This is a genomic window from Pseudomonas sp. B21-009, from assembly GCF_024749345.1.
Taxonomy (GTDB): Bacteria; Pseudomonadota; Gammaproteobacteria; order Pseudomonadales; family Pseudomonadaceae; genus Aquipseudomonas.
The window spans coordinates 4570530-4594614 of the sequence record NZ_CP087199.1 but is presented as its reverse complement, the minus strand read 5'-3'; the positions used below and the strand labels follow the sequence as shown (position 1 = coordinate 4594614).

At 61.2% G+C, this 24085-nt stretch carries 27 protein-coding genes and 1 pseudogene; 8 read left to right on the top strand and 20 right to left on the bottom strand.

What is annotated here, in order from left to right; genetic code table 11:
* Window positions 1-82 precede the first annotated feature (82 nt).
* Window positions 83-418: a Grx4 family monothiol glutaredoxin gene (gene grxD / locus LOY34_RS21220; protein ID WP_045197731.1), complete on the top strand. Its 336-nt coding sequence runs from the start codon at window positions 83-85 to the stop codon at window positions 416-418.
* A gap of 69 nt (window positions 419-487) precedes the next feature.
* Here grxD and bfr read toward each other — a convergent pair whose 3' ends face one another.
* Both bfr and LOY34_RS21210 read right to left on the bottom strand, forming a co-directional pair.
* Complete coding sequence (gene bfr / locus LOY34_RS21215) at window positions 488-958, bottom strand: bacterioferritin (RefSeq protein WP_045197734.1); 471 nt, start codon at window positions 956-958, stop codon at window positions 488-490.
* 198 nt (window positions 959-1156) lie between these two features.
* Window positions 1157-1375: a bacterioferritin-associated ferredoxin gene (locus LOY34_RS21210; RefSeq protein ID WP_010221037.1), complete on the bottom strand. Its 219-nt coding sequence runs from the start codon at window positions 1373-1375 to the stop codon at window positions 1157-1159.
* A 234-nt stretch (window positions 1376-1609) separates the two neighbouring features.
* Between LOY34_RS21210 and LOY34_RS21205 the strand changes: the two genes are divergently transcribed.
* Entirely contained in the window at window positions 1610-2212 is a 603-nt protein-coding gene (locus LOY34_RS21205) for a peroxiredoxin (RefSeq protein WP_010221038.1), read from the top strand.
* A 60-nt stretch (window positions 2213-2272) separates the two neighbouring features.
* Here the strand turns inward: LOY34_RS21205 and rnt are convergent, their stop codons facing one another.
* Window positions 2273-2884 carry a ribonuclease T gene (rnt, locus tag LOY34_RS21200; RefSeq protein ID WP_267954172.1) on the bottom strand — a complete coding sequence of 204 codons (612 nt, stop codon included), beginning with the start codon at window positions 2882-2884 and terminating at the stop codon, window positions 2273-2275.
* A 56-nt stretch (window positions 2885-2940) separates the two neighbouring features.
* Window positions 2941-3987 (bottom strand): dihydroorotase, encoded by a 1047-nt coding sequence (gene pyrC, locus LOY34_RS21195; RefSeq protein WP_093380133.1) that lies wholly within the window; start codon window positions 3985-3987, stop codon window positions 2941-2943.
* Between the two features lie 130 nt (window positions 3988-4117).
* Between pyrC and LOY34_RS21190 the strand changes: the two genes are divergently transcribed.
* The gene (locus tag LOY34_RS21190; RefSeq protein WP_258663992.1) at window positions 4118-5071 is read left to right on the top strand and encodes an OmpA family protein; all 954 of its coding nucleotides are present in this window, start codon (window positions 4118-4120) and stop codon (window positions 5069-5071) included.
* Between the two features lie 129 nt (window positions 5072-5200).
* A complete protein-coding gene (locus LOY34_RS21185; RefSeq protein WP_038999115.1) occupies window positions 5201-6418 on the top strand; it encodes an argininosuccinate synthase in 1218 nt (405 codons plus the stop codon).
* A gap of 54 nt (window positions 6419-6472) precedes the next feature.
* Here the strand turns inward: LOY34_RS21185 and LOY34_RS21180 are convergent, their stop codons facing one another.
* Window positions 6473-7033, bottom strand: a complete 561-nt coding sequence (locus LOY34_RS21180; RefSeq protein ID WP_230090892.1) for a hypothetical protein — start codon at window positions 7031-7033, stop codon at window positions 6473-6475.
* A 454-nt stretch (window positions 7034-7487) separates the two neighbouring features.
* Here LOY34_RS21180 and LOY34_RS21175 point away from each other — a divergent pair, with 454 nt between their 5' ends.
* A complete protein-coding gene (locus tag LOY34_RS21175) occupies window positions 7488-8114 on the top strand; it encodes a response regulator transcription factor (RefSeq protein ID WP_045197743.1) in 627 nt (208 codons plus the stop codon).
* Window positions 8115-8176: 62 nt separating this feature from the next.
* Here the strand turns inward: LOY34_RS21175 and LOY34_RS21170 are convergent, their stop codons facing one another.
* The 8 genes and pseudogenes from LOY34_RS21170 to metG all read right to left on the bottom strand — a co-directional run bounded on the left by LOY34_RS21170 (window position 8177) and on the right by metG (window position 14762).
* Window positions 8177-8353, bottom strand: a complete 177-nt coding sequence (locus LOY34_RS21170) for a PA3496 family putative envelope integrity protein (protein WP_045197746.1) — start codon at window positions 8351-8353, stop codon at window positions 8177-8179.
* Between the two features lie 105 nt (window positions 8354-8458).
* Window positions 8459-9097, bottom strand: coding sequence for an endonuclease III (gene nth, locus LOY34_RS21165; protein ID WP_045197747.1), 639 nt, complete (start codon window positions 9095-9097; stop codon window positions 8459-8461).
* Window positions 9098-9101: 4 nt separating this feature from the next.
* Entirely contained in the window at window positions 9102-9626 is a 525-nt protein-coding gene (locus tag LOY34_RS21160) for an Rnf-Nqr domain containing protein (protein WP_258663990.1), read from the bottom strand.
* The gene (locus LOY34_RS21155) at window positions 9619-10236 is read right to left on the bottom strand and encodes an RnfABCDGE type electron transport complex subunit G (protein ID WP_045197751.1); all 618 of its coding nucleotides are present in this window, start codon (window positions 10234-10236) and stop codon (window positions 9619-9621) included. The genes LOY34_RS21160 and LOY34_RS21155 overlap by 8 nt, the downstream gene beginning before the upstream one ends.
* Window positions 10233-11213 carry an RnfABCDGE type electron transport complex subunit D gene (locus LOY34_RS21150; protein WP_093380146.1) on the bottom strand — a complete coding sequence of 327 codons (981 nt, stop codon included), beginning with the start codon at window positions 11211-11213 and terminating at the stop codon, window positions 10233-10235. Before LOY34_RS21150 ends, LOY34_RS21155 begins: the two co-directional genes overlap by 4 nt.
* A gap of 4 nt (window positions 11214-11217) precedes the next feature.
* A pseudogene (gene rsxB, locus LOY34_RS21145) lies at window positions 11218-12054 on the bottom strand (electron transport complex subunit RsxB); the annotation flags it as partial.
* Window positions 12051-12632, bottom strand: coding sequence for an electron transport complex protein RnfA (locus LOY34_RS21140; protein ID WP_195884867.1), 582 nt, complete (start codon window positions 12630-12632; stop codon window positions 12051-12053). The gene LOY34_RS21140 and the pseudogene rsxB, both read right to left, overlap by 4 nt.
* 90 nt (window positions 12633-12722) lie before the next feature.
* Window positions 12723-14762 (bottom strand): methionine--tRNA ligase, encoded by a 2040-nt coding sequence (gene metG / locus LOY34_RS21135; RefSeq protein ID WP_045197760.1) that lies wholly within the window; start codon window positions 14760-14762, stop codon window positions 12723-12725.
* Window positions 14763-14918: 156 nt separating this feature from the next.
* Between metG and apbC the strand changes: the two genes are divergently transcribed.
* Window positions 14919-16013 (top strand): iron-sulfur cluster carrier protein ApbC, encoded by a 1095-nt coding sequence (apbC, locus tag LOY34_RS21130; RefSeq protein ID WP_045197762.1) that lies wholly within the window; start codon window positions 14919-14921, stop codon window positions 16011-16013.
* A gap of 130 nt (window positions 16014-16143) precedes the next feature.
* Here apbC and LOY34_RS21125 read toward each other — a convergent pair whose 3' ends face one another.
* A complete protein-coding gene (locus LOY34_RS21125) occupies window positions 16144-16353 on the bottom strand; it encodes a cold-shock protein (protein ID WP_010221054.1) in 210 nt (69 codons plus the stop codon).
* 351 nt (window positions 16354-16704) lie between these two features.
* Here LOY34_RS21125 and dcd point away from each other — a divergent pair, with 351 nt between their 5' ends.
* Both dcd and LOY34_RS21115 read left to right on the top strand, forming a co-directional pair.
* Window positions 16705-17271: a dCTP deaminase gene (gene dcd / locus LOY34_RS21120; protein WP_028943496.1), complete on the top strand. Its 567-nt coding sequence runs from the start codon at window positions 16705-16707 to the stop codon at window positions 17269-17271.
* Window positions 17272-17370: 99 nt separating this feature from the next.
* Complete coding sequence (locus tag LOY34_RS21115) at window positions 17371-17604, top strand: hypothetical protein (protein ID WP_123564594.1); 234 nt, start codon at window positions 17371-17373, stop codon at window positions 17602-17604.
* Between the two features lie 3 nt (window positions 17605-17607).
* On the opposite strand, the gene LOY34_RS21110 is transcribed toward LOY34_RS21115, so the two are convergent.
* The 6 genes from LOY34_RS21110 to LOY34_RS21085 all read right to left on the bottom strand — a co-directional run bounded on the left by LOY34_RS21110 (window position 17608) and on the right by LOY34_RS21085 (window position 24005).
* Window positions 17608-18372: an ABC transporter ATP-binding protein gene (locus tag LOY34_RS21110; protein WP_045197766.1), complete on the bottom strand. Its 765-nt coding sequence runs from the start codon at window positions 18370-18372 to the stop codon at window positions 17608-17610.
* Between the two features lie 23 nt (window positions 18373-18395).
* Window positions 18396-19511, bottom strand: a complete 1116-nt coding sequence (locus LOY34_RS21105; protein ID WP_195884866.1) for a succinylglutamate desuccinylase/aspartoacylase family protein — start codon at window positions 19509-19511, stop codon at window positions 18396-18398.
* A gap of 7 nt (window positions 19512-19518) precedes the next feature.
* Complete coding sequence (locus LOY34_RS21100; protein ID WP_038999132.1) at window positions 19519-20229, bottom strand: ABC transporter permease; 711 nt, start codon at window positions 20227-20229, stop codon at window positions 19519-19521.
* Window positions 20226-20954 carry an ABC transporter permease gene (locus tag LOY34_RS21095; protein WP_093380154.1) on the bottom strand — a complete coding sequence of 243 codons (729 nt, stop codon included), beginning with the start codon at window positions 20952-20954 and terminating at the stop codon, window positions 20226-20228. Before LOY34_RS21095 ends, LOY34_RS21100 begins: the two co-directional genes overlap by 4 nt.
* Window positions 20955-21018: 64 nt before the next feature.
* Window positions 21019-21801 (bottom strand): transporter substrate-binding domain-containing protein, encoded by a 783-nt coding sequence (locus LOY34_RS21090; protein WP_258663987.1) that lies wholly within the window; start codon window positions 21799-21801, stop codon window positions 21019-21021.
* A gap of 164 nt (window positions 21802-21965) precedes the next feature.
* Complete coding sequence (locus LOY34_RS21085) at window positions 21966-24005, bottom strand: c-type cytochrome (protein ID WP_195884865.1); 2040 nt, start codon at window positions 24003-24005, stop codon at window positions 21966-21968.
* Window positions 24006-24085 lie beyond the last annotated feature (80 nt).

Genomic DNA, 24085 nt, shown 5'->3' with positions numbered 1-24085 from the left:
GCCGAGCGTCCTGCTCGGCTTTCCGATACAATGCGTCACCGTGCCGACAACCAGGTCGGAAAGTTCAGCCGCGAGGTGCTTCATGGATATCATCGAAACAATCAAAGAGCAGATTGCCAACAACACCATTCTGCTTTACATGAAAGGCTCGCCGAATGCCCCGCAGTGCGGTTTTTCGGCCAAGGCGGCGCAAGCCGTGATGGGTTGCGGCGAGAAATTCGCTTACGTGGATATCCTGCAGAATCCGGAAATCCGCGCCAACCTGCCAAAATACGCCAACTGGCCGACCTTCCCACAGCTGTGGGTTGCCGGCGAGCTGGTCGGCGGTTCCGACATCATGGCTGAGATGTTTGCCAACGGCGAACTGCAGACCCTGATCAAAGACGCTGCAGCCAAGGCTGAGGCGGCCAAGGCCTGACCCCAGGTTTGGTCAAAAAAAGCCCCGCAGTGCGGGGCTTTTTTGTGCCTGTAGGGCAGGGCAGCGAACTTACTCGCCCATCTGCGACTGCAGGTAGTTCTCCAGGGAGACCTTGTCGATCAGGCTCAGCTGGGTTTCCAGCCAATCGATGTGCTCTTCCTCGGCTTCGAGGATGTCTTCGAGCAGCTCACGGCTGCCGAAGTCGCCGACGGTCTCACAGTGGGCGATGGCGGCCTTGAGGTCGACCAGGCCTTTTTGCTCGATCTTCAGGTCGCACTCGAGCATTTCCTTGGTGTGTTCACCAATCAGCAACTTGCCCAGGTCCTGGACGTTGGGGATGCCTTCGAGGAACAGAATACGCTTGATCAGTTTGTCAGCGTGTTTCATCTCTTCGATGGATTCTTTGTACTCGTGCTTGCCGAGTTTCTCCAGACCCCAGTCTTCGTACATGCGCGCATGCAGGAAGTATTGGTTGATTGCGACCAGCTCGTTTCCGAGGATCTTGTTGAGATGCTGGATGACGCTAACGTCGCCTTTCATGATGGGGTCCTGCCCTGTAAGTGTGTCTATAAAGGCAAGTCTGAGCCCCGCAACTTCTACTGTCAAACCTAAGTTATTGAATAATAAATGAAAATTAATCGGAATAAGAATGTTTGTGTTCCGCGTTAAACCCCTAACTACTTGAATTACAGGCATAAAAAAACCGGACACTGGGTCCGGTTCTTGGAATTCGTTGAATTATGCTGCAGTAAATTCTACAGGATAGGGCAGGGCAGCCTGGCTGACCTGAAGCTCGGTGAGGGTTTCGCGCACCACCTGCTTGGCCAGGCAGGCACATTTGCCACACTGGCTGGCCACGTTGGTGGCGCTTCTGACTTCCTTGTAGCTGCAGCATCCTTCATAGATCGCATCGCGGATCTGTCCGTCGGTCACACCAACACAAAGACACACATACATAGGGCTGACCATCGCTGGTTAAGGCTCAATGCGAAGAAGCTTAATGTTAATGAGAATGCTTGTCAAAACTCTTTCTGTAATGGGCGGACTAGAGCGACCGACGGCAGATTGTCGAGCGTTCGGACTGAAATTCGGCGAGCGGCGCCGGGCGGTGTATGATGGTCGGCCATTTCGCTGCCGGGCCAGTGCATGCTGGCCTGTGCAAGATGATTCCACCCCATCAGGAGATATCGCATGAGCGTACTCGTTGGCAAAAATGCCCCGGACTTCACCGTTCCAGCTGTTCTGGGCAACGGCGAAATCGTCGACAGCTTCAACCTGGCTTCGGCCATCAAGGGCAAGTACGGCCTGGTGTTCTTCTACCCGCTGGACTTCACCTTCGTCTGCCCGTCCGAGCTGATCGCCCTGGACCACCGCATGGCCGAATTCAAGGCGCGTAACGTTGAAGTGATCGCCGTGTCGATCGACTCGCACTTCACCCACAACGCCTGGCGCAACACCCCGATCAATGCCGGCGGCATCGGTCAGGTCCAGTACATCATGGCTGCCGACATGAAGCACGACATCGCCAAGGCCTACGACGTAGAGTCCGAAGGCGGCGTAGCTTTCCGTGGCGCGTTCCTGATCGACGACAAGGGCGTTGTCCGCTCGCAGATCGTCAACGACCTGCCACTGGGCCGTAACATGGACGAACTGCTGCGTCTGGTCGACGCCCTGCAATTCCACGAAGAGCACGGCGAAGTCTGCCCTGCCAACTGGAAAAAAGGCGACAAGGGCATGACCGCTTCGCCAGAAGGCGTTGCTGCTTACCTGAGCGAGAACGCTGGCAAGCTGTAATTTGCCAGGCAAAAAAAACCGGCCTTGATGGCCGGTTTTTTTATGCGCGGTGCACAGGCTTCAGTCGTTGAAGTCCTGCCAGCCGCCCATTTCTTTCCAGCGGTTGACGATGCCGCAGAACAGCTCGGCAGTCTTCTCGGTGTCGTAACGCGCCGAGTGCGCCTCACGGCCATCGAAGTCGATGTCGGCGCTCTGGCAGGCCCGCGCCAGCACGGTCTGGCCATAGGCAAGGCCGGCCAGGGTGGCGGTGTCGAAGCTTGAGAACGGATGAAACGGGTTGCGCTTCATGTCGTGGCGGGCCACGGCGGCATTGAGGAAGCCCAGGTCGAAGCTGCTGTTGTGGCCGACCAGGATCGCCCGTTTGCAGCCATTGGCCTTGAGCGCCTTGCGCACGCCACGGAAGATGTCCGTCAGTGCCGACTCTTCGCTGACGGCCATGCGCAGCGGGTGATCGAGCTTGATCCCGGTGAACTCCAGAGCCGCTTGCTCGATGTTGGCGCCTTCGAACGGCTCGACGCGGAAGAAATAGGTGTGTTCCGGGAACAGGAAGCCCTTTTCGTCCATGCCGATGGTGACTGCGGCGATTTCCAGCAGGGCGTCGGTGGCGCTGTTGAAACCGCCGGTCTCGACGTCGACCACTACCGGCAGGTAACCGCGAAAGCGTTCAGCCATCGGGTGGCGCGGACCGCCGCCATGACCTTCCTGGTCGTCTTCGTACTGATCTTCGCTCACGCAGTTTCCTCCAGCAGGCGCCAGCGCAGTTGCTCACCGGCGCGCAGCGGGATAACGGTCTGCTCGCCGAACGGCAAGCTGCTTGGGGCGGTCCAGCTGTCGCGGACCAGGGTAATCGTATCGGTGTTGGCCGGTAGGCCATAGAAGCTTGGGCCGTGCAGGCTGGCGAAGCCTTCGAGCTTGTCCAGCGCGTTACGCTGCTCGAATGCCTCGGCGTACAGCTCGATCGCGGCATAGGCGGTGTAGCAGCCGGCACAGCCACAGGCGGCTTCCTTGGCGTGCTGGGCATGTGGCGCCGAGTCGGTACCGAGGAAGAACTTGCTGCTGCCGCTGGTGGCGGCGTCCAGCAAAGCCACCTGGTGGGTGTTGCGCTTGAGGATCGGCAGGCAATAGAAGTGCGGACGAATGCCGCCCACCAGCATGTGGTTGCGGTTGTACAGCAGGTGCTGGGCAGTGATGGTCGCGCCGACGTTGGCCGGGGCCTCGTTGACGAACTGCACGGCTTCGCTGGTGGTGATGTGTTCGAACACCACCTTGAGGGTCGGGAAGCGCTCGACCACACGGCGCAGGTGCTCGTCGATGAACAGCTTCTCGCGGTCGAACACGTCGATCTCGGGGCGCGTTACTTCACCGTGCACCAGCAGTGGCATGCCGACCTCGGCCATGGCTTCGAGCACCGGGAAGATCTTGTCGACACTGGTGACGCCGGAATCGGAGTTGGTCGTCGCGCCGGCTGGATACATCTTGGCGGCATGGACAAAACCGGTGGCCTTGGCCGCGCGGATTTCCTCGGGCTGGGTGCGGTCGGTGAGGTACAGCACCATCAGCGGCTCGAAACGGCTGCCGGCAGGGCGTGCGGCAAGGATGCGCTCACGGTAGGCACCGGCTTGGGCGGCGTTGCGCACCGGTGGTACCAGGTTGGGCATGATGATTGCGCGGGCAAAGGTGCGCGCAACGTCACCGACGGTATGCGGCAATACAGCGCCATCACGAAGATGGATGTGCCAGTCGTCGGGACGCAGGAGGGTCAGGCGGTCGGACATTGGGGATTCCAGGCGGGTCGAACTCAAGGTGAATGCTACCGGAAAAGCCGGTTACGAGCACTCGCTATCAAGTTTTGCCGCGACCGACCGATAGCGTGCAGGTATACCGTGAAAATCTGTGGAGCCGCCCGTGCGCCAGCGTTATCTAGCCCTGCTCAGTGTGTTTGCCAGCATGCCCGCCATGGCACTCACTTTCCAGACCCGTCTGGAGAACGTCGAGTGGAAGGTCGAAGGCGATCAGTTCGAATGTCGGCTGGTTCAACCCATTGCCGATTTCGGCAGCGGCGAGTTCGTTCGCCGGGCTGGCGAGCAGCCAACTTTCCAGCTGCGCTCAAGCAGTAACGTCCTCGGTGCCGGTTCCGCCACCCTGCTGGCGGCGGCCGCGCCGTGGCAGCCCGGACGTGGCGATATCAACCTGGGCGCGGTGCGCATGGCCCGCAGCGGCGTGCTTTTTACCAGTTCCCAGGGCCAGGCCAGCCGCTTGATCAACGGCCTGCTCGATGGCCGCAGCACCGTGGTGCGCAACTACGCCGGTGAAGCCGGGCGGACCATGGAAGTGCGGGTGTTGCCGGTCAAGTTCAGCAAGGCCTACGGCGACTATCAGGCCTGCGCGGCAAAACTTTTGCCGATGAATTATGACCAGGTGCGTCAGGCGCGGGTCGGCTTCCCGGGCGGCGGCATTGACCTGGATGCCGATGCCCGGGCACGCCTGGACGTGATCCTCGACTTCCTCAAGGCCGACCCCACTGTTAACCATATCGAACTCGACGGCCACTCCGACAACAGCGGCAACCGCCTGACCAACCGCGACCTGTCGCGGCGCCGGGCACTGGCGGTGATGGAGTACCTCAAGGCCCACGGTATTCCCGAAGAGCAGATCACCGTGCGCTTCCATGGCGAGCGTTATCCGTTGGCGCGCAACAACAGCGCAGCCAACCGCGCGCGCAACCGACGGGTGAATATTCAGCTTGATCGGGTTACGCCTGTCGAAAAACCGCTGGAAAAGCCCGTTGAACCTGCAGCCAAACCACCGGCCGCACCTGCTACCGCAGCCAGTACCGCGAAGCCCGTCGCCACGTCCTGAGGTGCGACCGTCCGTCGCGCTCTCGACAGTTCCTGTCGCTTTGTCGTCACAAGCTGTCGCCCCACTGTAAATTTTGTCGCAAGGCCGGTAGAATCGACGGCTTTCCGTACAACCCCGTGGAGTGATGGCATGGCGGACGTAAAAAAGGTCGTACTGGCGTATTCCGGCGGCCTTGATACTTCGGTGATTCTCAAGTGGCTGCAGGATACCTACAACTGTGAAGTGGTGACCTTCACCGCTGACCTTGGACAAGGCGAAGAGGTCGAACCGGCCCGCGCCAAGGCCCAGGCCATGGGCGTCAAGGAAATCTACATCGATGACCTGCGCGAAGAGTTCGTACGCGACTTCGTGTTCCCGATGTTCCGCGCCAACACCGTCTACGAGGGCGAGTACCTGCTGGGTACTTCCATCGCTCGTCCGCTGATCGCCAAGCGCCTGATCGAAATCGCCAACGAAACCGGCGCCGATGCCATTTCCCATGGTGCCACCGGCAAAGGCAACGACCAGGTCCGTTTCGAGCTGGGCGCCTACGCCCTCAAGCCAGGCGTCAAGGTCATCGCGCCATGGCGTGAATGGGACCTGCTGTCCCGTGAAAAACTGATGGACTACGCCGAGAAGCACGGCATCCCGATCGAACGTCACGGCAAGAAGAAGTCGCCGTACTCGATGGACGCCAACCTGCTGCACATCTCGTATGAAGGCGGCGTGCTGGAAGATACCTGGACCGAGCACGAAGAAGACATGTGGCGCTGGACCAAGTCGCCAGAAACCGCTCCGGACGTTCCGACCTACCTGGAACTGACCTACCGCAACGGCGACATCGTTGCTCTGGACGGCGTTGAAATGTCGCCGGCCACGGTGCTGGCCACCCTCAACCGCATCGGCGGCGAGAACGGTATCGGTCGTCTGGACATCGTCGAAAACCGTTACGTCGGCATGAAGTCCCGCGGCTGCTACGAAACCCCGGGCGGCACCATCATGCTGCGCGCCCACCGGGCGATCGAGTCGATCACCCTGGACCGCGAAGTCGCTCACCTCAAAGATGAGCTGATGGTCAAGTACGCCAGCCTGATCTATACCGGCTACTGGTGGAGCCCTGAGCGTCTGATGCTGCAACAGATGATCGACGCTTCGCAGGTCAACGTGAACGGTGTCGTGCGCCTGAAGCTGTACAAAGGCAACGTCATCGTCACCGGCCGCAAGTCCGACGATTCGCTGTTCGACGCCAACATCGCCACCTTCGAAGAAGATGGTGGCGCCTACAACCAGGCCGACGCAGCGGGCTTCATCAAGCTCAATGCCCTGCGCATGCGTATTGCTGCGAACAAGGGCCGCAAGCTGGTCTGAGGCTTGTTGTGCAGAAGAACCCCGGCCTGTGCCGGGGTTTTTTTTGCCTGAACATTAGTGTGCCGGACCATTCAACGGCCGCGTCAGCAACACGGTTTGCCTGCCGCTATCGAGGTTGCACAAAATCCATTTGCTGTCCGGTGCGGGCGGGGATTTGAGTGCGTGCAAGGCGAAGTAGCTTATCAAGTCGGCCGCTGCCGGGCCGCGCAGCGCAATCGTGACGGTAGTGCATCCGCTATTAATGGCGGGTGCATTCGCTGTTTCGATTGCTTTCGGAGTTTCTATGGGGCGGTCGGCTGGAGTATCAACCGGACTGGAAGTAACAAGGGCGGGGGCTGGAGACTCAAGAGTAGTTTTTGCATCGGCAGTGTCAGGTGCTGGAATAACGCCTGGTGTCGGTTCGTTCAACTCAGGTGAGTAAAGCGATTTGTAGTTGAAGTTAAGGGTCAGGAAAAACAATACCGTGAGGAAGAACGGAAAGCCCACCAGGAACCAGGTATAAATACCCTGGCTGTCTTCACCCAGAAATGGCAGCGAGGCTAGCGCCGAGGCTTCGATGATGCCGGCGAAAATCGCAATGATCGTCAAAGGGCTTTTCGGCTCGATTTTGCTCATCCAGGATTCCCATGTGCCCACCGGGGCAAGTTCGCAGTGACTGCGAGGTTTACATGGGCTGCGCCATGCCAGGCAGCATGCTGTGTTTCTCGGTTGGGTAATGTGTCCAATACGGACATGTAACGATTATACACAAATTGCAATATGGTTTTATCAAACAAGTCTATAGGGCATTTCCTTCAGGTAATAAGGCTGGGTTTTATAGGTTATTTTATTCTCTGGTGCTACCGTGATAGAGAAAGTTTTGTACGGCCTTTACACGGTCTGCAATTACCAGCGAGGTGTTGATTCCTTAAAGAATTATTGGTATTTCCCGCTTGTAGGATAATTCTTTAATGGTTGTAGGTTGTGTCCTTGTGTGCATTTGCTTGTTAATGGCGCAATACAATATGTCGTGTAACTAGGCTATTGTGCTGGCTCAAAAAATAGAACAGCGAACAATTGGATTTTGCCCATGAATAAAGTCCTGATCGTGGATGATCATCCGGTCATTCGCCTGGCTGTACGCATGTTGATGGAGCGGCATGGTTATGAAGTCATTGCCGAGACGGATAACGGCGTGGACGCATTGCAGCTGGCACGCGAGCATGGTCCGGATATCGTTATCCTGGACATCGGCATCCCCAAACTTGACGGCCTTGAGGTGATCGCCCGGCTGACCGCCAACAATGCCAGCATCAAAGTGCTGGTATTGACCTCGCAGGCGCCCGGGCATTTTTCCATGCGCTGCATGCAGGCAGGGGCTGCGGGCTATGTCTGCAAGCAGCAGGACCTGACCGAGTTGCTTAGCGCTATCAAGGCAGTGCTTTCCGGGTATAGCTACTTCCCCAACCAGGCGCTGCATTCGGTTCGCTCTAACCTGGGCGGCGCCAGCGAGGCGGACATGGTCGAGCGTTTGTCAGGCCGGGAGATGATGGTGCTGCAGCAACTGGCCCGCGGAAAAACCAACAAGGAGATTGCCGATGGCATGTTCCTCAGCAACAAGACGGTGAGTACCTACAAAACGCGATTATTGCTCAAACTCAATGCTCGCTCGTTGGTTGACCTGATCGAACTGGCCCAGCGCAACGGGCTTGTTTGAAATGCCCAGAAACAACAAAGCCTCCATCAAGGAGGCTTTTGTGATCTGTCGGTATCGATCCTTCAGAGGTCGAAGTCGTAATCGGCCAGCTGTTTTTGCAAGCGACGTTCTTCCAGCAGGTTGTCGATGGTGCGGCGTTTGCTCAGGTTGGTTTTTGCCACTTCAACCGGGACCTCGTCGTCTGCGTCTTCAGTGACGATGTCATCATCTACAACCAGGTCTTCTTTATCGGTGCTCATAAGTCACTCCAAGCCAAGAGGGCCATTGGCGCACCTTATAGCGAGAAATTTTGACCGGGTAAAAAAGATTTTTTCAATCGACCAAGCTGTCTTTTCACTATCGGCTCAATCGTCCGAAGTTTTCTGCTTGTACTCGCACAAATCTTCGATCCGGCAACTACCGCAACGGGGTTTGCGCGCCTGGCACACATAGCGCCCGTGCAGGATCAACCAATGGTGGGCGTCAAGCAGGTACGGCTTGGGCACGAACTTCATCAAGGCCTTTTCAACTTCCAGAACGGTCTTGCCCGGGGCAATGCCGGTGCGGTTGCTGACCCGGAAAATATGCGTATCAACGGCCATGGCCAGTTGCCGAAAGGCGGTGTTGAGCACCACGTTGGCGGTCTTGCGGCCAACCCCGGGTAGTGCTTCAAGCGCTTCGCGGGTTTCTGGTACCTGGCTGCCATGTTGCTCCATCAGCAGGCGACAGGTTTCGATGACGTTTTTCGCCTTGCTGTTGTACAGGCCGATGGTCTTGATGTACTCCGACAGGCCGTCAACACCCAGGGCATGGATGGCTTGCGGGGTATTGGCGACCGGGTACAGTTTGGCCGTGGCCTTGTTCACGCTGACGTCGGTAGCCTGTGCCGAGAGGATGACCGCAATCAGCAGTTCGAAAGGATTGGTGTAGGCCAGCTCGGTTTTCGGCTCGGGGTTGTCTTCATGCAACCTGCGAAAAATTTCCAGGCGTTTGGCGGCATTCATGGGGTCAAAGCGTTCCTTGACGACGGGAAAGGGCTCGCCGTTGGCAAACCCGGTTATACAGGGCGAGTATCAGGCCCAGAAGGATCAAGGCGCCGGGCAACATGCCGGCCAGGCGCAGGTTGGCAAACTCACTGAGCAGCTGGCGCGTGAACCCCGCGGCCATGCACAGCGCAGCAAATGCTGCCAGTGTGGTAGCTGCGGTACGCCAGCGGGCATCGTTACCCAGGGCCAGCTCGAACAGCAGGCATTGTACGGCGATCAACGCCGGATAGCGGCCCAGCTCCAGTGCCAGCGGCAGGGCCCAGGCGCGCAAGCCTAGCTCAAGGCAGGTGACCAGCAGGGCGGCCATCAGCACGCTTGCGAACAGGCGGGCGTCAGCGTCCAGCTGTTTGCGCAGGGGGGGCATGCACAGACGGTGCAGGCCAACGGCCAGCAGGCTTAGCAGCGCCATGGTGCTGGCCTGCAGCAATGTCTGGGTGGCGCCCAGCACGGGCGCCAGGCTTATTGCGGCGAGCCATTGTCTATTCATCCGCACCTGCGCTTAGCAACTGTTGGCGATGCTCGTCGAAATAGCGCAGGGCATCGTGGGTGGCTTGAATGACGGCGCGGGAGGTGACGGTGGCACCGGCCAACTGATCAAACTGGCCGTTGTCACGCTTGAGCGCCCAGGCTGAATCAGGCGTTTTTTGCCGGCTGTTGCCGACAAAGCCTTGCAGCCAGGTGTTGCCGGGTTCCACCAGCTTGCCGCCCAGGCCTGGCGTCTCCTGTTGTTGCAGCACCTTGACGCCGATCAGGCGCCCCCCCTCATCAATGGCAATCAGCAGGTCCAGCGGGCCGCCGTAACCCTGGCTCTGGCTGTGCAGCACAACGGCGCTCGGCTGGCCTTTCAAGGTTGCCAGATAGCCTGCGAGCAGCCGGCTGTGGTCCAGGTTGGTGGCGCCCAGAGTCAGGGGCTGTTGCAGCGGTTGGTTGTCGTAGGCCTGCTGCGCCAGAACGCTCAGCCAGCGTTGGGCCTTGAGCTGCTGCTCGGCGGCAGTGATGCGCGCGGTGGTGAACTGTTGCCAAAGCACCGTGCCACCCACGGCCAGCACGGCAAGGCTCAGTAGCAGCGCGGTGGTGCGAATCGACGAGGTGCTCATGATGTTTGCCCGCGTTCTGCCCAGCGCTCCAGGGACGGAACACAAAGATTCATCAGCAGGACCGCGAAGGCGGCGCCGTCGGGGTAACTGCCCCAGGTTCTGATCAGGTAGATGAGCAAGCCCGCGCCGACGCCAAACAGCAGCTTGGCCTTCGGGCTTTTCGCTCCTGAAACCGGCTCGGTGACAATGAAGAACGCCACCAGCATGGTTGAACCGGACAGCAGGTGCAGCAACGGCGAGCCGTTTGAGTCCGAGCCCGAGCCGTTCCAGCACAGCAGGCTGGCCACGAACAGGCTGGCCAGCAGGCCGAGCGGCGCATGCCAACTGATGACCTTGCGTTGCACCAGAAGCAAGCCGCCGAGCAAAAAGGCCAGGTTGACGAATTCGCTGCCGCGACCGCCAAGGTGGCCGAAGCCCGGATGACTGGCGAACAATTCATCGATGGTCAGGCTGCGGTTGTTGCGCAGGCCGTCAAGTACCGTGGCTTGCGCCCAGGCGTCGGGCTGGTTGCCCAAATCAAGGCCGAACACTTGCTGCAGCGTGTCGGTCAGGCCCAGCACCTGGGTGACCGGCCACTGGGTCATGTGCTGCGGGAACGACAGCAACACCAGCGCATAGCCGAGCATCGCCGGGTTGAACAGGTTCTTGCCGACGCCGCCGTACAGTTGCTTGCCCAGGGCAATGGCACTGCTGGCGGCAATTGCTGGCAGCCACCAGGGCGCGTAGGCGGGCAGTGCCGCTGTCAGCAGCACCGCAGTCACCAGGGCGCTGCCGTCGTTCAGCGCCGGCAGGCCTGGCCGTTGTTGCAGTCGCAGCAGCGCCGCTTCAGTCGCCAGCGCCGCAACGGCGCACAGCAGCAGGTTCAGCAGCAGCCCCCAGCCATGCAGCCACAGCAGGGTCAGCAACCCGGGTGCGCTGGCCAGCAGCACCATGGCCATGGTGCTGCGCAGGCGCTCGCTGCTATCAGCCGTGGCCATTGGCGGCCGCCGGTTGCAGTGCTTGCAGGCGAGCCTGGGCCTGTTGCGCTTCGTGCTCAAGTTCAGCCAATTGTGCTTGCTGGGCCTGGTTCGGCGCCTCGCCAAAGGCGCTTCGGGCCTTGCTCAGTTGCGCCCGGCTCATGGCGGCGGCGATTTTTGCCTGCTTCAGCGCTGCATCGGCGGCCGCGGCTTTCTGCGCCTTGACCCGTTCGATGGCGGCCTTGATCGGGTCGTCGACAGTGGCGCCCGGCGTGGTGATTGTGGCAGTGGCCGCACGCTGGCTGCGGGCCAGGCGTTCGGCCTGCTTGCGGGCTTCTTCGCGCTGCAGGCGGTTGTTGCGCTGCTCGAAGCGCCGCCGCGCCTGGTTACGCTTGTGGCTGCGGGCCTCGAGGGTCTGGGTGTCTTCGGCCAGGCCGCCGACAATCGGCACGATGTTGCTGTGGGCGGTCAATGGCAGCAGGTCGATGCAGTCCACCGGGCACGGTGCCACGCACAGGTCGCAGCCGGTGCATTCGGCGCTGATCACGGTGTGCATCAGCTTGGCCGCACCGATGATGGCGTCCACCGGGCAGGCCTGGATGCATTTGGTGCAGCCGATACATTCGGCTTCACGGATATAGGCGACTTGCGCCGGTGCACGGCCGCGCTCGTGGTCGAGCTCAATCACCGGCACGTGCAACAGCTTGGCCAAGGCTGCGATGGTTTCGCCGCCTCCGGGTGGGCATTTGTTGATCGCTTCGCCCGCCGCCAGGCCTTCGGCGTAAGGCCGGCAACCAGGATGGTCACATTTGCCGCATTGGGTCTGCGGCAACAGGGCGTCGATGCGTTGAATCAAGCTCATGGGTTGAATAGTCCGTTGAATCCGAGAAACGCCATGGCCATGATCCCGGCGCCGATCAGCTCGATCGGCAGGCCGCGAAAGGCCAGGGGGATGTCATCGTGGTCGCTGCGCTGGCGCAGGTCGCTGAACAGGCCCAGGGCCAGCCAGAACCCCAGGCCACCGCCCAGGCTCCAGCTCAGGGTTTGCAAAATCCCATAGCTGCCTTCACTGGCTTGCAGGCTCAAGCCTAGCAGCGCCAGGTTACCCACCATCAGGGGCAACAAACCGTCGAAGGGCAGGGTTGGCAGCAGGCGTGTCAGCACTGCGAGCAGCGGCTTGATCGGTAACACGCACAGCGCCAGGAACACGAACAGGCGCAGGTATTCAAGCTGCAGGGGCAGCAACGCCAGGTGATAAATCAGTTGCCCAAGCCCGACCGCCACTACCAGCGACACCAGGGTCGCCAGGCCCAACGCATGCACCTGGCGCCGATCCGGATCGGTGTCGCTGCGCAGCAAGGGGTCGATGGCCAGCCCCTGGTGCAGGACCAGGTTATTGATCAGCGCGGCGCTGACCAGGGCCAGGAAGAATTCGCTCATGAGGGGGCCGAATGCTGAGGCTGTCCGCCATTATCCGGCAATGACGCGAAGATGAGAACGCCCCGGCCGCAATCGGCCGGGGCGTGAGCCTTACTTGATGCGCTGGCCCGGCTTGGCGCCGCTGTCAGGGCTGAGCAGGTAAATTTCTTCACCGCCGGGGCCTGCGGCCATGACCATGCCTTCGGAGATGCCGAAACGCATTTTGCGCGGCTTGAGGTTGGCGATCATCATGGTCAGGCGACCTTCGAGCTTGGCCGGGTCCGGGTACGCCGACTTGATGCCGGAGAACACGTTGCGTTGCTCGTCACCGATGTCCAGGGTCAGGCGCAGCAGCTTGTCGGCGCCCTCGACGGCTTCGGCCTTGAGGATCAGGGCCACCCGAAGGTCGACCGCGGCGAAGGTGTCGAAGTCGATCTCGGCCGACAGCGGATCCTTGGCCAGTTCGCCATTGCCGGTGACAACGCTGGTCTGGCTGGCGGCCAGGTCTTCCTTGGAAGCGGCGGTCATGGCTTCGACCTTGGCCGGGTCGATGCGGCTCATCAGCGCCTTGAACGGGTTGAGCTGATGGTTGCTCAGGCGGGTCTGGTGATCGGCCCAGGTCAGTGGCGCGACATTGAGGAACGCCTCGGCGTCGGCGGCCAGCACCGGCAGCACCGGCTTGAGGAAGATTACCAGCTGGCGGAACAGGTTAATGCCCTGGGCGCAGATCGCCTGGACTTCGTCCTGCTTGCCTTCCTGCTTGGCCAGCGACCACGGCGCCTTGTCGGCGATCCAGGCGTTGGCGCGGTCGGCCAGGGCCATGATTTCGCGCATGGCACGGGCAAAGTCGCGGCCTTCGTAGGCTTCGGCAATACCCGGGGCGGCAGCGAGGAAGGCCTCGGTCAGTTCCGGTGCGGCGTCGCCGGCCACCATGACGCCGTCGTTACCCTTGTGGATGAAGCCTGCACAGCGGCTGGCGATGTTGACTACTTTGCCAACCAGGTCGGAGTTGACCTTCTGGATGAAGTCTTCAAGGTTCAGGTCGAGGTCGTCGACGCCGCGGCCCAGTTTGGAGGCGTAGTAGTAACGCAGGTATTCCGGCGCCAGGTGATCAAGGTAGGTGCGGGCCTTGATGAAGGTGCCGCGCGACTTGGACATCTTCGAACCGTTGACGGTCAGGTAGCCGTGCACGTTGATGCCGGTCGGCTTGCGGTAGCCGGCGCCTTCGAGCATGGCTGGCCAGAACAGGGCGTGGAAGTTGACGATGTCCTTGCCGATGAAGTGGTACAGCTCGGCTTTCGAATCCTTGTTCCAGAACGCGTCGAAGTCCAGCTCCGGGCGGCGGGCGCACAGGTTCTTGAAGCTGGCCATGTAGCCGATCGGGGCGTCCAGCCAGACGTAGAAGTACTTGCCCGGCTCGTCGGGAATCTCGAAGCCGAAGTACGGCGCATCACGGGAGATGTCCCATTCCTGCAGGCCGGCATCCAGCCATTCGGCGATCTTGTTGGCCACCGCGTCCTGCAGGGTACCGCTGCGGGTCCACTGCTGGAGCATGGCCTGGAAGTCTGGCAGCTTGAAGAAGAAGTGTTGCGAATCCTTGAGCACCGGGGTGGCGCCGGAAATCGCCGACTTGGGGTTCTTCAGCTCGGTTGGTGCGTAGGTGGCGCCGCATTTTTCGCAGTTGTCGCCGTACTGGTCTTCAGCCGCGCACTTGGGGCAGGTGCCCTTGATGAAGCGGTCGGCCAGGAACATTTTTTTGTCCGGGTCGAAATACTGGGTGATCGAGCGGGTAGCGATGTGCCCGGCGTCACGCAGCTTGAGGTAGATCTGGCTCGACAGTTCGCGGTTTTCTTCGGCGTGGGTCGAGTGGAAGTTGTCGAAGTCGACCAGAAAGTCGGCGAAATCCCCGCTGTGCTCGGCCTGGACGGCGGCAATCAGTTGCTCGGGGGTGATGCCTTCTTTCTCGGCGCGCAGCATGATGGCCGAGCCGTGGGCGTCGTCAGCGCAGACATAAATGCACTGGTTGCCGCGAAGCTTCTGGAAGCGCACCCACATGTCTGTCTGGATGTACTCGAGCATATGGCCAAGGTGAATGGAACCATTGGCATAGGGCAGGGCGCTGGTGACGAGAATCTGACGTGGCTCGGACATGGGGGCTCGGCTACTTTTTTCGGCTACTTGAGATGAAACGGTGATCGGCCACTATAAAACGCCGGGAAATATATTTCACCCCATGGACGTATCTGAAGAGGGATGACGGGTTAGCATAGTGGTCTGTTTTGCTCAGTCTTTATCACGGGAGTCTCCATGAGTGCCGTCACTCGCGCAGCCGTCGAAGCCGTTCTTCGCCAGTACACCGACCCATACCTGAACCAGGACCCGGTCAGCGCCGGCTGTGTCCAGGCCATTGATATCCAGGGCGATCGCGTCAGCGTGCAGCTGCAACTGGGCTATGCCGCCGGCCTGTTCAAAAATGGCTGGGCGCAGGTGCTGCAAACGGCTGTCGAAGGTCTCGACGGGGTTACCTCGGCGCGGGTCGAAATCAACTGCGTGATCGCCGCACACAAGGCCCAGGCGCAGATCCCGGGCCTGGCCAACGTCAAGAACATCATCGCCGTGGCCTCCGGCAAGGGCGGTGTCGGCAAATCGACCACCGCCGCCAACCTGGCCCTGGCCCTGGCTCGCGAAGGCGCGCGGGTAGGCATTCTCGATGCCGACATCTATGGCCCGAGCCAGGGCGTGATGTTCGGTATCGCCGAAGGCACCCGCCCGCAGATTCGCGAGCAAAAGTGGTTCGTGCCGCTCAAGGCCCACGGTGTCGAGGTCATGTCCATGGCTTTCCTGACCGACGACAACACGCCGATGGTCTGGCGCGGTCCGATGGTCTCCGGGGCCTTGCTGCAACTGGTGACCCAGACCGCCTGGGACGATCTCGACTATCTGGTGATCGACATGCCGCCTGGCACCGGCGACATCCAGCTGACCCTGGCGCAGAAAGTCCCGGTGGCCGGCTCGGTGATCGTTACCACCCCGCAAGACCTGGCGCTGCTTGACGCCAAGAAGGGCGTGGAGATGTTCCGCAAGGTCAATATCCCGGTGCTGGGCGTGGTCGAGAACATGGCCGTGCACATCTGTTCGAACTGCGGCCATGCCGAGCATCTGTTCGGTGAGGGCGGTGGCGAGAAGCTGGCGGCGCAGTACGGTGTCGAACTGCTGGCCTCGTTGCCGCTGTCGATGCTGATCCGCGAACAGGCCGACAGCGGCAAGCCGACGGCGATTGCCGAGCCGGAAAGCCAGATCGCCATGGTCTACCAGGAGCTGGCCCGTCAGGTCGGTGCACGGATCGTGTTGCAGGAAGCGGCGGCGCCGGCGATGCCGAATATCACTATCAGCGAGGACTGAGGTGATTTTCGCGGGGCAAGCCCGCTCCTACCGTAGGAGCGGGCTTGCCCCGCGATGAGGTCAAAATCCAGGGCATAAAAAAAGCCCCGCCTGTTAAGGGCGGGGCTTTCTTCAAGCTGTAAAGCGGAAGTTAGATAACTTCTACTTCTTCAGCCTGCATGCCTTTCTGACCGCGGGTAGCGATGAAAGAGACCGCTTGGCCTTCTTTCAGGCTTTTGAAGCCGTCAGCTTTGATGGCTTTGAAGTGTACGAACAGGTCGTCACCGGATTGTGGGGTGATGAAGCCGAAGCCTTTTTCATCGTTGAACCACTTAACGGTACCGGTTTGGCGATTGGACATGGTCTGTCTCCTTGGACAAAGTTAACTACGACTCAGGAAACGCCCTGGCCGAGACTGAGTGCAAAGAGGCAGAAAATTCATGAAGATGGGTTGATCGAAATCTTGCATCAGGTAGATATTCTCAGTGACACGTGCAGCACAGTGGCGTCACCTTAACCCTTTTTCCAGAACGTGCCAATGGTCTTGTGACGCTTTCTCATAATTCATGACTGACGGTGCCTCGCGCTCCCGTGCAGGCCCCGTGGTACGGGGATCCGACGGTTGATGCTGCATGGAACTTTGAACCCGGCGCCGGGCCCGGTAAGATGCGCCACAGAATTTTTTCACCACGCAATTTCAGGACACCCCGCCATGAGCATCAAATCGGACAAGTGGATTCGCCGCATGGCGCAGGAACACGGCATGATCGAGCCGTTCGTCGAGCGCCAGGTGCGCGGTGAGAGCGACAACCGGCTGATCTCCTTCGGCGTCTCCAGCTACGGCTACGACGTGCGCTGCGCCGACGAATTCAAGGTGTTCACCAACATCAACTCGGCGACCGTCGATCCGAAAAACTTCGACGCCGGCAGCTTTGTCGACGTCAAGAGCGACGTCTGCATCATCCCGCCGAACTCCTTCGCCCTGGCCCGCACCGTCGAATACTTCCGTATCCCGCGCAACGTGCTGACCATCTGCCTGGGCAAGAGCACCTACGCCCGCTGCGGCATCATCGTCAACGTCACCCCGCTTGAACCCGAGTGGGAAGGTCACGTGACCCTGGAGTTCTCCAACACCACCACGCTGCCGGCGAAAATCTACGCCAACGAAGGCGTGGCGCAGATGCTCTTCCTCGAATCCGACGAAGAATGCGAAGTGTCCTATAAGGATCGGGGCGGTAAATACCAGGGCCAGCGCGGCGTTACCCTGCCACGCACCTGAGGCGACAAGGCGAGGGAATTCCTTGCCTGCGGCGTACTCCAATGAGTTGAACTGTTCCGCCCGGCAACACGCCAGGCGGACGTCAACCAGGAGCCGCCCATGAAACTCGACCCGACCATCAGTGCCAAGCTGGCCGTGCTGCAGCCCAACAGCGTTGGGATGTTGGCCTGGTCGCTGCTGGCCCATCCGCACCCGCACATCCTCCACGCAGGCGGCGTGCCCGGTCAGCCTGATCCAGACACGCCTAACCCTGCACAGCCGGGTGATACCCCACCGATGGAGCCGGGTGAGCCCACTCTGCCTGACGAGCCGCCACCGGCCCCCGTCGCCTGACCGCTACTTGAGGTTGCCGCTGAGAAACTGACGCAGGCGTTCGCTTTTTGGATTGCCCAGTACCTCGTCCGGCGGCCCTTGCTCCTCCACCAACCCCTGGTGGAGGAACATCACCTGGCTCGCCACCTTGCGTGCGAAGGCCATTTCGTGGGTCACCATGATCATGGTCCGGCCCTCTTCGGCCAGGCCCTGAATCACCCGCAACACTTCGCCGACCAGCTCCGGGTCCAGTGCCGAAGTCGGCTCGTCGAACAGCATGACTTCCGGCTCCATGGCCAGTGCCCGGGCGATAGCCACCCGTTGCTGCTGGCCGCCGGAGAGAAATGCCGGGTATTGATCGGCCACCCGCGGTGCCAGGCCGACTTTGTCCAGGTAGCGCCGGGCGCGCTCCTCGGCCTCGTGCTTGCTCACGCCCAGCACCCGTCGCGGCGCCATGGCGATGTTGTCCAGCACGCTCAGGTGGCTCCACAGGTTGAAGTGCTGGAACACCATGGCCAGGCGCGTGCGCAGGCGCTGCAGCTCGTCCGGATCGGTGACGTGCAGGCCATGATGGTCCTGGGTCATGTGCACCGGCTTGCCATCGAGGGTCATGCTGCCTTCGTTGGGTTGCTCGAGGAAGTTGATGCAGCGCAGGAAGGTACTCTTGCCCGAGCCGCTGGCGCCGATCAGGCAGATCACGTCGCCGGTCCTGGCCTTGAGCGATACGCCCTTGAGCACATGGTGCTCGCCGTAGCGTTTGTGCAGGTCTTCGATGGTCAGTTTGTACATGCGCAGGCTCTAAAGGTAAGGGGTCAAGGCGACAGCAGGTAGCCGCTGCGGTAGGCCTGGTTGCCGGCCACATGGGCGATGACCATGCCGGCGGTGGCCATGCGCCGCAGCGAGCGGGCATAGAGCAGGCCGGGCTGGGTATTGCGCACCGGGGTGACCCGGTCGCTGAGCGGGTCGATAACTTCGGCGATCAGTTGGTCGGCCTGCAGGTACTGGCCCGGCTTGGCGTGGAACACCAACAGGCCGCCCAGCGGCGTTGCCACCGGTTCCACCCCGGCCAGCGGCGTTGCCGGGTAACTCAGGGCGGGCAGGGCGGCAGGCTCGCCTTCGATGGCGCCAAAACGCGTCAGGTACTCGAGAATCGCCGTGCAGTCCTGTTCCGCCAACGGATGGCTGACATCGCCCTGACCACGCAATTCGACGGTCACCGAAAAGCTGCCCTGGGGGATCGGGAACTGCTTGGCAAAGCGCTGCTGCAATTGCCACCAGACCAGGGTGAAACATTCATCGAAGGACTGCCCGCCCGAGTCGGTGGCCAGCAGGCTGGCCTGGGCGCCCAGGTAGCGCGACAGCGGTTCGACTTGCGGCCAGGCTTCGGGCGTGGTGTACAAGTGCGCCACGGCTTCGAAGTCGCAGTGCAGGTCGAGCACCATCTCGGCGTCACAGGCCAGGCGTTGCAGGGTCAGGCGCTGGGATTGCAGCGGGGTGTGGGCGGCATGGGCATCCAGGGCGCGGCGCAGGCTTTCGCGGATCAGGGCAATGTTGTGCTGCGGGTCCTGGGTCAGGTGATCGGCAATCTGGTCGCCGATCTGGTCGCTCAAGTCAACGAAGTGGCGGTTGAAGTTCTCGCCGCTTTGCAGCTCGTAACGGCCCAGCGGCACATCCATCAGTACCTGTTCCAGGCCTACCGGGTTGGCGATCGGCACCAGCACGATTTCGCGGCGCAGCAGGCCCTGGGCCTCAAGTTCGGTCAGGCGTTGCTTGAGGTGCCAGGCCACCAGCATGCCGGGCAGTTCATCGGCATGCAGCGAGGCCTGGATGTAGATTTTGCCGGCGCCGCGGGGGCCGAAGTGAAAGCTGTGGATCTGGCGGGCAATGCCTGGAACCGGCGCCAGAATGTCATGAGTCGAGTGATGCATATCAGTCCTAGTGTGTCGGTCCTAGAAAAGCCAGCCAGCGACGTTCGGCGATGCGAAACAGCCCTACCAGGGCGAAGGTCACGCACAGGTAGATCAGCGCGGCGATGCCGAACGACTGAAAGGTCAGAAATGTGGCCGAGTTGGCGTCGCGGGCGACCTTGAGGATGTCCGGCACGGTGGCGGTGAAGGCCACCGTGGTGGAGTGCAGCATCAGGATCACTTCGTTGCTGTAGTAGGGCAGCGAGCGGCGCAGCGCCGACGGCATGATGATATAAGCATAAAGTTTCCAGCCGCGCAGGCCATAGGCCTTGGCGGCCTCGACTTCACCATGGTTCATGCTGCGGATCGCCCCGGCGAAAATCTCCGTGGTGTAGGCGCAGGTGTTGAGGGCAAAGGCGAGGATGGTGCAGTTCATCGCATCGCGAAAAAAGCTGTCGAGCAGCGGCTGCGCGCGCACCGCTTCCAGGCTGTAGATCCCGGTGTAGCAGATCAGCAACTGGATATACAGCGGCGTGCCGCGGAACAGGTAGGTATAGAACTGCACGGGCCAGCGAACCCAGAAGCGCGGCGAAACCCGCGCAATCGACAACGGGATCGAAACCACGAAGCCAATCGCCAGGGCTGCGGTGAGCAACCACAGGGTCATGGCCAGGCCGGTGATGTGGGTGCCGTCGGTGTAGAGGAAGGCACGCCAGTATTCCTGCAAGAGCTCGATCATCGGATGGCCTCCCGGGTGCCGACGTTGTAGCGCCGTTCCAGCCAGCGCAGGGCGACGTTGGAGGCGCTGGTGATCAACAGGTAGATGAACGCCGCGACCACCAGGAAGTAGAACAGCTGGTAGCTGCTCTTGCCGGCGTCCTGGGCGGCCTTGACCAGGTCGGCCAGGCCGATGATCGACACCAGAGCAGTGGCCTTGAGCATCACCATCCAGTTGTTGCCGATGCCGGGCAGGGCGAAGCGCATCATTTGCGGAAAGACCACGAAGCGAAAGCGTTGCAGGCGCTTGAGGCCGTAAGCAGTGGCCGCTTCGACCTGGCCGCGCGGCACGGCGAGAATTGCGCCGCGAAAGGTTTCGGTGAAATAGGCGCCGTAGATGAAGCCCAGGGTGATGACCCCGGCGGCGAATGGGTCGATCTCGATGTATTCCCACTCCATGGCGTCGGTGAGGCTGGTCAGCCAGGTTTGCAGGCTGTAGAAAATCAGCAGCATCAGCACCAGGTCAGGCACGCCGCGAATCAGCGTGGTGTAGGCCTGGGCGATCAGGCGTAGCGGGCGCAGCGGCGAGAGCTTGGCACTGGCGCCGAGCAGGCCCAGGCCAACGCTGACCAGCAGCGACATGAAGGACAGTTTGAGGGTCATCCAGGTGCCCTGCAGCAGCAAGGGGCCGAAGCCCTTCAAGCTGAATGCCGAGAGCCCCAGGAACTGCAGCAGGTCTTCGAACATGAAGCGAACCTATGCCAGTGGACGCGATCATGCGGGAACCGGCGTTTGCCGGTTCCCGCAGTGGTTATTTGCCGCTGTAGAGGTTCAGGTCACCGAAGTGCTTTTTCTGGATCGTGGCGTAGGTGCCGTCGTCGTGTAACGTTTTGATACCTTTGTCCAGGAGTGCCTTGAGCTCAGTGTTACCTTTTTTGATACCGACTGCGGTCTTGGACGGCAGCAATTCGCTGTCGACCGGCTCACTGACTTCATAGTCGGCGCCTTGTGGCGACTTGAGAAAGCCCAGTTCGGCCTGGAGCATGTCCTGGATCGAGGCATCCAGGCGTCCGGAGGTCAGGTCGGAATAGACCTGGTCCTGGTTCTGGTAGGCCTGGGTCTTGACCCCGGCCTTGTCCAGCACGGCCTTGGCGTAGGCTTCCTGGATGGTGCCTTGCTCGTAGCCGACAGTCTTGCCCTTGAGCGAGGCCGGGTCGGCGGTCAGGCCTGCACCTTTCTTGAACACCAGGCCGGTAGGGCCGGAGAACAGCTCGCTGGAGAAGTCGATGACTTTTTCCCGTGCCGGGGTAACGGTCATCGACGAGATCACTCCGTCGAACTTGTTGGCCTTGAGCCCCGGAATCATGCCGTCAAAGTCACTTTCCACCCACTTGCACTTGACCTTGAGCTCAGCACAGATGGCATTGCCCAGGTCGATGTCGAAGCCCACCAGGGAACCGTCGGCGGCTTTCGATTCGAACGGTGCATAAGACGGATCGACGCCGAAGCGCAGCTCCTTGTATTCCTTGGCCAGGGTGTTCCCCGCAGCCAGACACAACGCGAGTGCGGAAAGCGTCAGCCATGCTTTTTTCATTGTGTGTCCTTGGATTCGCAAAGTGTTGGGGTGGCAAAGGGCCGTTACCGGTCGATGCCAGACAACACAGTGATAGCAAGTTTCACACCATATTCCAGGCCAGCCCCACATTCAGTGGGAACTGGCCTTGCCTGCGAGGGGCCGCAGCGCGGCCCTGAACAGCCTCAGTATCGCGCATCCACCGGCTTGCCGCCGTTGGGCCAGTCCTTGACCTTGTCCGGGAAGTCCGGCCGTGGCTGTTGCGAGAACCAGGCCGCGACGTCCACTGCCTCCTGGTCACTCAAGCCGCCCTGGCCCAGGGGGAATTTCTCGTGAAAGCCGATCGGCATGTTGCGTTTGACGAACGCTGCGGCGGTATAGGTGCGGGCCATGCCGGCGCCGATGTTGAACGACTGATCGCCCCACAGCGGCGGGTACACCAGGCTGCCGTCTTCTCGGGCCAGGCCCTCGCCATTGCTGCCATGGCACACCGCGCACTGCTCGGCATACACCTGCTTGCCGTTGTCCAGGTCTGGCTTGATCGCCGTGTCGATCTTGCCGACCCCGCGCCCGGCCACCTTGTCGCCCGGCTGGGTGTTCATCTTCATCCAGTCGAAATAGGCCACCATCGCCTGCATGTCCGCCGATTGCGGCGGTATCGGCTTGCCGTTCATCGAACGCCGGAAGCAGCCGTTGATGCGCTCTTCAAGGGTGACTTCCTTGCCCGCCCGCGGAGCGTAGCTGGGGAAGAACGCCGAGACGCCGACAAACGGCGAGCCGTCGGCCACGGTGCCGGCGTTGAGGTGACAGCTGGTGCAGTTCAGCGCGTTGCCGACGTTGTCCGGCAACAGCTCGCGGGTTTGCAGGTGCAAGCGCATGCCGCGGATCACCTGGTCGGCGTTGGCTGCGGCGAGCAGGTTGGCCAGGCGCGGGGTTTCAAAGGCGCTGGAGTCGGTGGTCTGCGGATTGAGCTGGTCACGCAGGGTTTTCACCTGCTTGGCAGTGATCGGCGAGCTGTTGTTGCCCCAGCGACCGCGCACGAAGGTGAGGATCTCGGCGATCTCTTGATCGGCCAGGCGGGCGAAGCCGGGCATGGTGTAAACCCGTGAATGGGTGGCGGTTTGCGCGGTTTCCCAGCCGGTGAGGGTGATGTGCAGCAGCGAGGTCGGGTTGGTCGAGGCGATGCTCGGGTTGCCGGCCAGTGGCGGGAACAGGCCCGGGACCCCACGCCCGTCCGGGCGGTGGCAATCACTGCAGAACTGGGTGTAGCCCAGGCCGCCGCGGCTGCTGAACAGGTCATCCGGGGCGACGGCTGCGGCCAGCGGGATATCCGGCATCGGCAGGTCATCCTTGCCCGGCGGCAGCGATTTCAGGTAGCTGGCGATGGCCACCAGGTCGCCGTCGCTGAAGTGCTGGGTACTGTGATGAATGACGTCGGCCATGTTGCCCGACACCGTGGCGAAGCGGTTCTGCCCGGTCTTGAGCAATTGCACGGTGTCTTGCACGGTCCACAGGTTGCGCAGGCTCAGGGCCTGCCAGTGCTCTACGGTTTCACCGGCAAGGAAGTGCTTGCCGCTGCGGCCGGCGTCGCTCATGGCCTTTTCCTGGAAGGCGATGCCGCGTGGGGTATGGCAGGCACCACAATGGCCCAGGCCCTGCACCAGGTAGGCGCCCCGATTGAGCACTTCGTCCTTGGCGGGATCGGGCTCGAAGGGCTCGCTGTCGACGAAGGCGAAGTTCCACAGCGACAGGCCCCAGCGCATGTTGAACGGCCAGCTCATGTCCGCTTCCTGGTTGGACTGGCTGATTGGCGTCACGCCCTGCATCAGGTAGGCGTACAGGGCGCGCATGTCCGCTTCGCTCATTTTCGCGTAGGACGGGTAGGGCATTGCCGGGTACAGGTTGGTGCCGTCCGGGGTCACGCCTTCGCGCATGGCCTTGTCGAACTGCTCGAAGCTGTAGCGGCCGATGCCAGTGTCCGGGTCGGGGGTGATGTTGCTTGAGTAGATGGTGCCCATCGGTGTTTTCAGTTGCAGGCCACCGGCCATTTCCGGTGCTTGCGGTGCGGTGTGGCAAGCAATGCAGTCGCCGAGCTGGGCGATGTATTTGCCTCGGGCAAGCAGTTCGCTGTCGGCCGCCGCTGCCGGGGGCGGCTCGCTGGCGAATACGGAGAACGAGAACACGGTCGTGGCCACCAGGGCCAGACGGGAGAAGGCAGATGCCATTGCATTATTCCTTTAGTCACCTGGCCTGGGGTGGTCCCCTGGGCGCAGGGCTGCAATCGTTTTTATGGTTCATCAGGCAG

What these genes read in the sequence shown, in the direction of transcription:
- LOY34_RS21180 (WP_230090892.1), bottom strand. Translation starts at nt 7,033, where the DNA reads ATGAGCAAAATCGAGCCGAAAAGCCCTTTGACGATCATTGCGATTTTC.
- LOY34_RS21160 (WP_258663990.1), bottom strand. Translation starts at nt 9,626, where the DNA reads ATGAATAGACAATGGCTCGCCGCAATAAGCCTGGCGCCCGTGCTGGGC.
- LOY34_RS21170 (WP_045197746.1), bottom strand. Translation starts at nt 8,353, where the DNA reads ATGAGCACCGATAAAGAAGACCTGGTTGTAGATGATGACATCGTCACT.
- LOY34_RS21150 (WP_093380146.1), bottom strand. Translation starts at nt 11,213, where the DNA reads ATGGCCACGGCTGATAGCAGCGAGCGCCTGCGCAGCACCATGGCCATG.
- LOY34_RS21175 (WP_045197743.1), top strand. Translation starts at nt 7,488, where the DNA reads ATGAATAAAGTCCTGATCGTGGATGATCATCCGGTCATTCGCCTGGCT.
- rnt (WP_267954172.1), bottom strand. Translation starts at nt 2,884, where the DNA reads ATGGCTGAACGCTTTCGCGGTTACCTGCCGGTAGTGGTCGACGTCGAG.
- metG (WP_045197760.1), bottom strand. Translation starts at nt 14,762, where the DNA reads ATGTCCGAGCCACGTCAGATTCTCGTCACCAGCGCCCTGCCCTATGCC.
- LOY34_RS21210 (WP_010221037.1), bottom strand. Translation starts at nt 1,375, where the DNA reads ATGTATGTGTGTCTTTGTGTTGGTGTGACCGACGGACAGATCCGCGAT.
- LOY34_RS21100 (WP_038999132.1), bottom strand. Translation starts at nt 20,229, where the DNA reads ATGATCGAGCTCTTGCAGGAATACTGGCGTGCCTTCCTCTACACCGAC.
- LOY34_RS21085 (WP_195884865.1), bottom strand. Translation starts at nt 24,005, where the DNA reads ATGGCATCTGCCTTCTCCCGTCTGGCCCTGGTGGCCACGACCGTGTTC.
- LOY34_RS21105 (WP_195884866.1), bottom strand. Translation starts at nt 19,511, where the DNA reads ATGCATCACTCGACTCATGACATTCTGGCGCCGGTTCCAGGCATTGCC.
- bfr (WP_045197734.1), bottom strand. Translation starts at nt 958, where the DNA reads ATGAAAGGCGACGTTAGCGTCATCCAGCATCTCAACAAGATCCTCGGA.
- LOY34_RS21155 (WP_045197751.1), bottom strand. Translation starts at nt 10,236, where the DNA reads ATGAGCACCTCGTCGATTCGCACCACCGCGCTGCTACTGAGCCTTGCC.
- LOY34_RS21205 (WP_010221038.1), top strand. Translation starts at nt 1,610, where the DNA reads ATGAGCGTACTCGTTGGCAAAAATGCCCCGGACTTCACCGTTCCAGCT.
- grxD (WP_045197731.1), top strand. Translation starts at nt 83, where the DNA reads ATGGATATCATCGAAACAATCAAAGAGCAGATTGCCAACAACACCATT.
- LOY34_RS21110 (WP_045197766.1), bottom strand. Translation starts at nt 18,372, where the DNA reads ATGTACAAACTGACCATCGAAGACCTGCACAAACGCTACGGCGAGCAC.
- apbC (WP_045197762.1), top strand. Translation starts at nt 14,919, where the DNA reads ATGAGTGCCGTCACTCGCGCAGCCGTCGAAGCCGTTCTTCGCCAGTAC.
- dcd (WP_028943496.1), top strand. Translation starts at nt 16,705, where the DNA reads ATGAGCATCAAATCGGACAAGTGGATTCGCCGCATGGCGCAGGAACAC.
- LOY34_RS21095 (WP_093380154.1), bottom strand. Translation starts at nt 20,954, where the DNA reads ATGTTCGAAGACCTGCTGCAGTTCCTGGGGCTCTCGGCATTCAGCTTG.
- nth (WP_045197747.1), bottom strand. Translation starts at nt 9,097, where the DNA reads ATGAATGCCGCCAAACGCCTGGAAATTTTTCGCAGGTTGCATGAAGAC.
- pyrC (WP_093380133.1), bottom strand. Translation starts at nt 3,987, where the DNA reads ATGTCCGACCGCCTGACCCTCCTGCGTCCCGACGACTGGCACATCCAT.
- LOY34_RS21125 (WP_010221054.1), bottom strand. Translation starts at nt 16,353, where the DNA reads ATGTCCAATCGCCAAACCGGTACCGTTAAGTGGTTCAACGATGAAAAA.
- LOY34_RS21140 (WP_195884867.1), bottom strand. Translation starts at nt 12,632, where the DNA reads ATGAGCGAATTCTTCCTGGCCCTGGTCAGCGCCGCGCTGATCAATAAC.
- LOY34_RS21115 (WP_123564594.1), top strand. Translation starts at nt 17,371, where the DNA reads ATGAAACTCGACCCGACCATCAGTGCCAAGCTGGCCGTGCTGCAGCCC.
- LOY34_RS21090 (WP_258663987.1), bottom strand. Translation starts at nt 21,801, where the DNA reads ATGAAAAAAGCATGGCTGACGCTTTCCGCACTCGCGTTGTGTCTGGCT.
- LOY34_RS21185 (WP_038999115.1), top strand. Translation starts at nt 5,201, where the DNA reads ATGGCGGACGTAAAAAAGGTCGTACTGGCGTATTCCGGCGGCCTTGAT.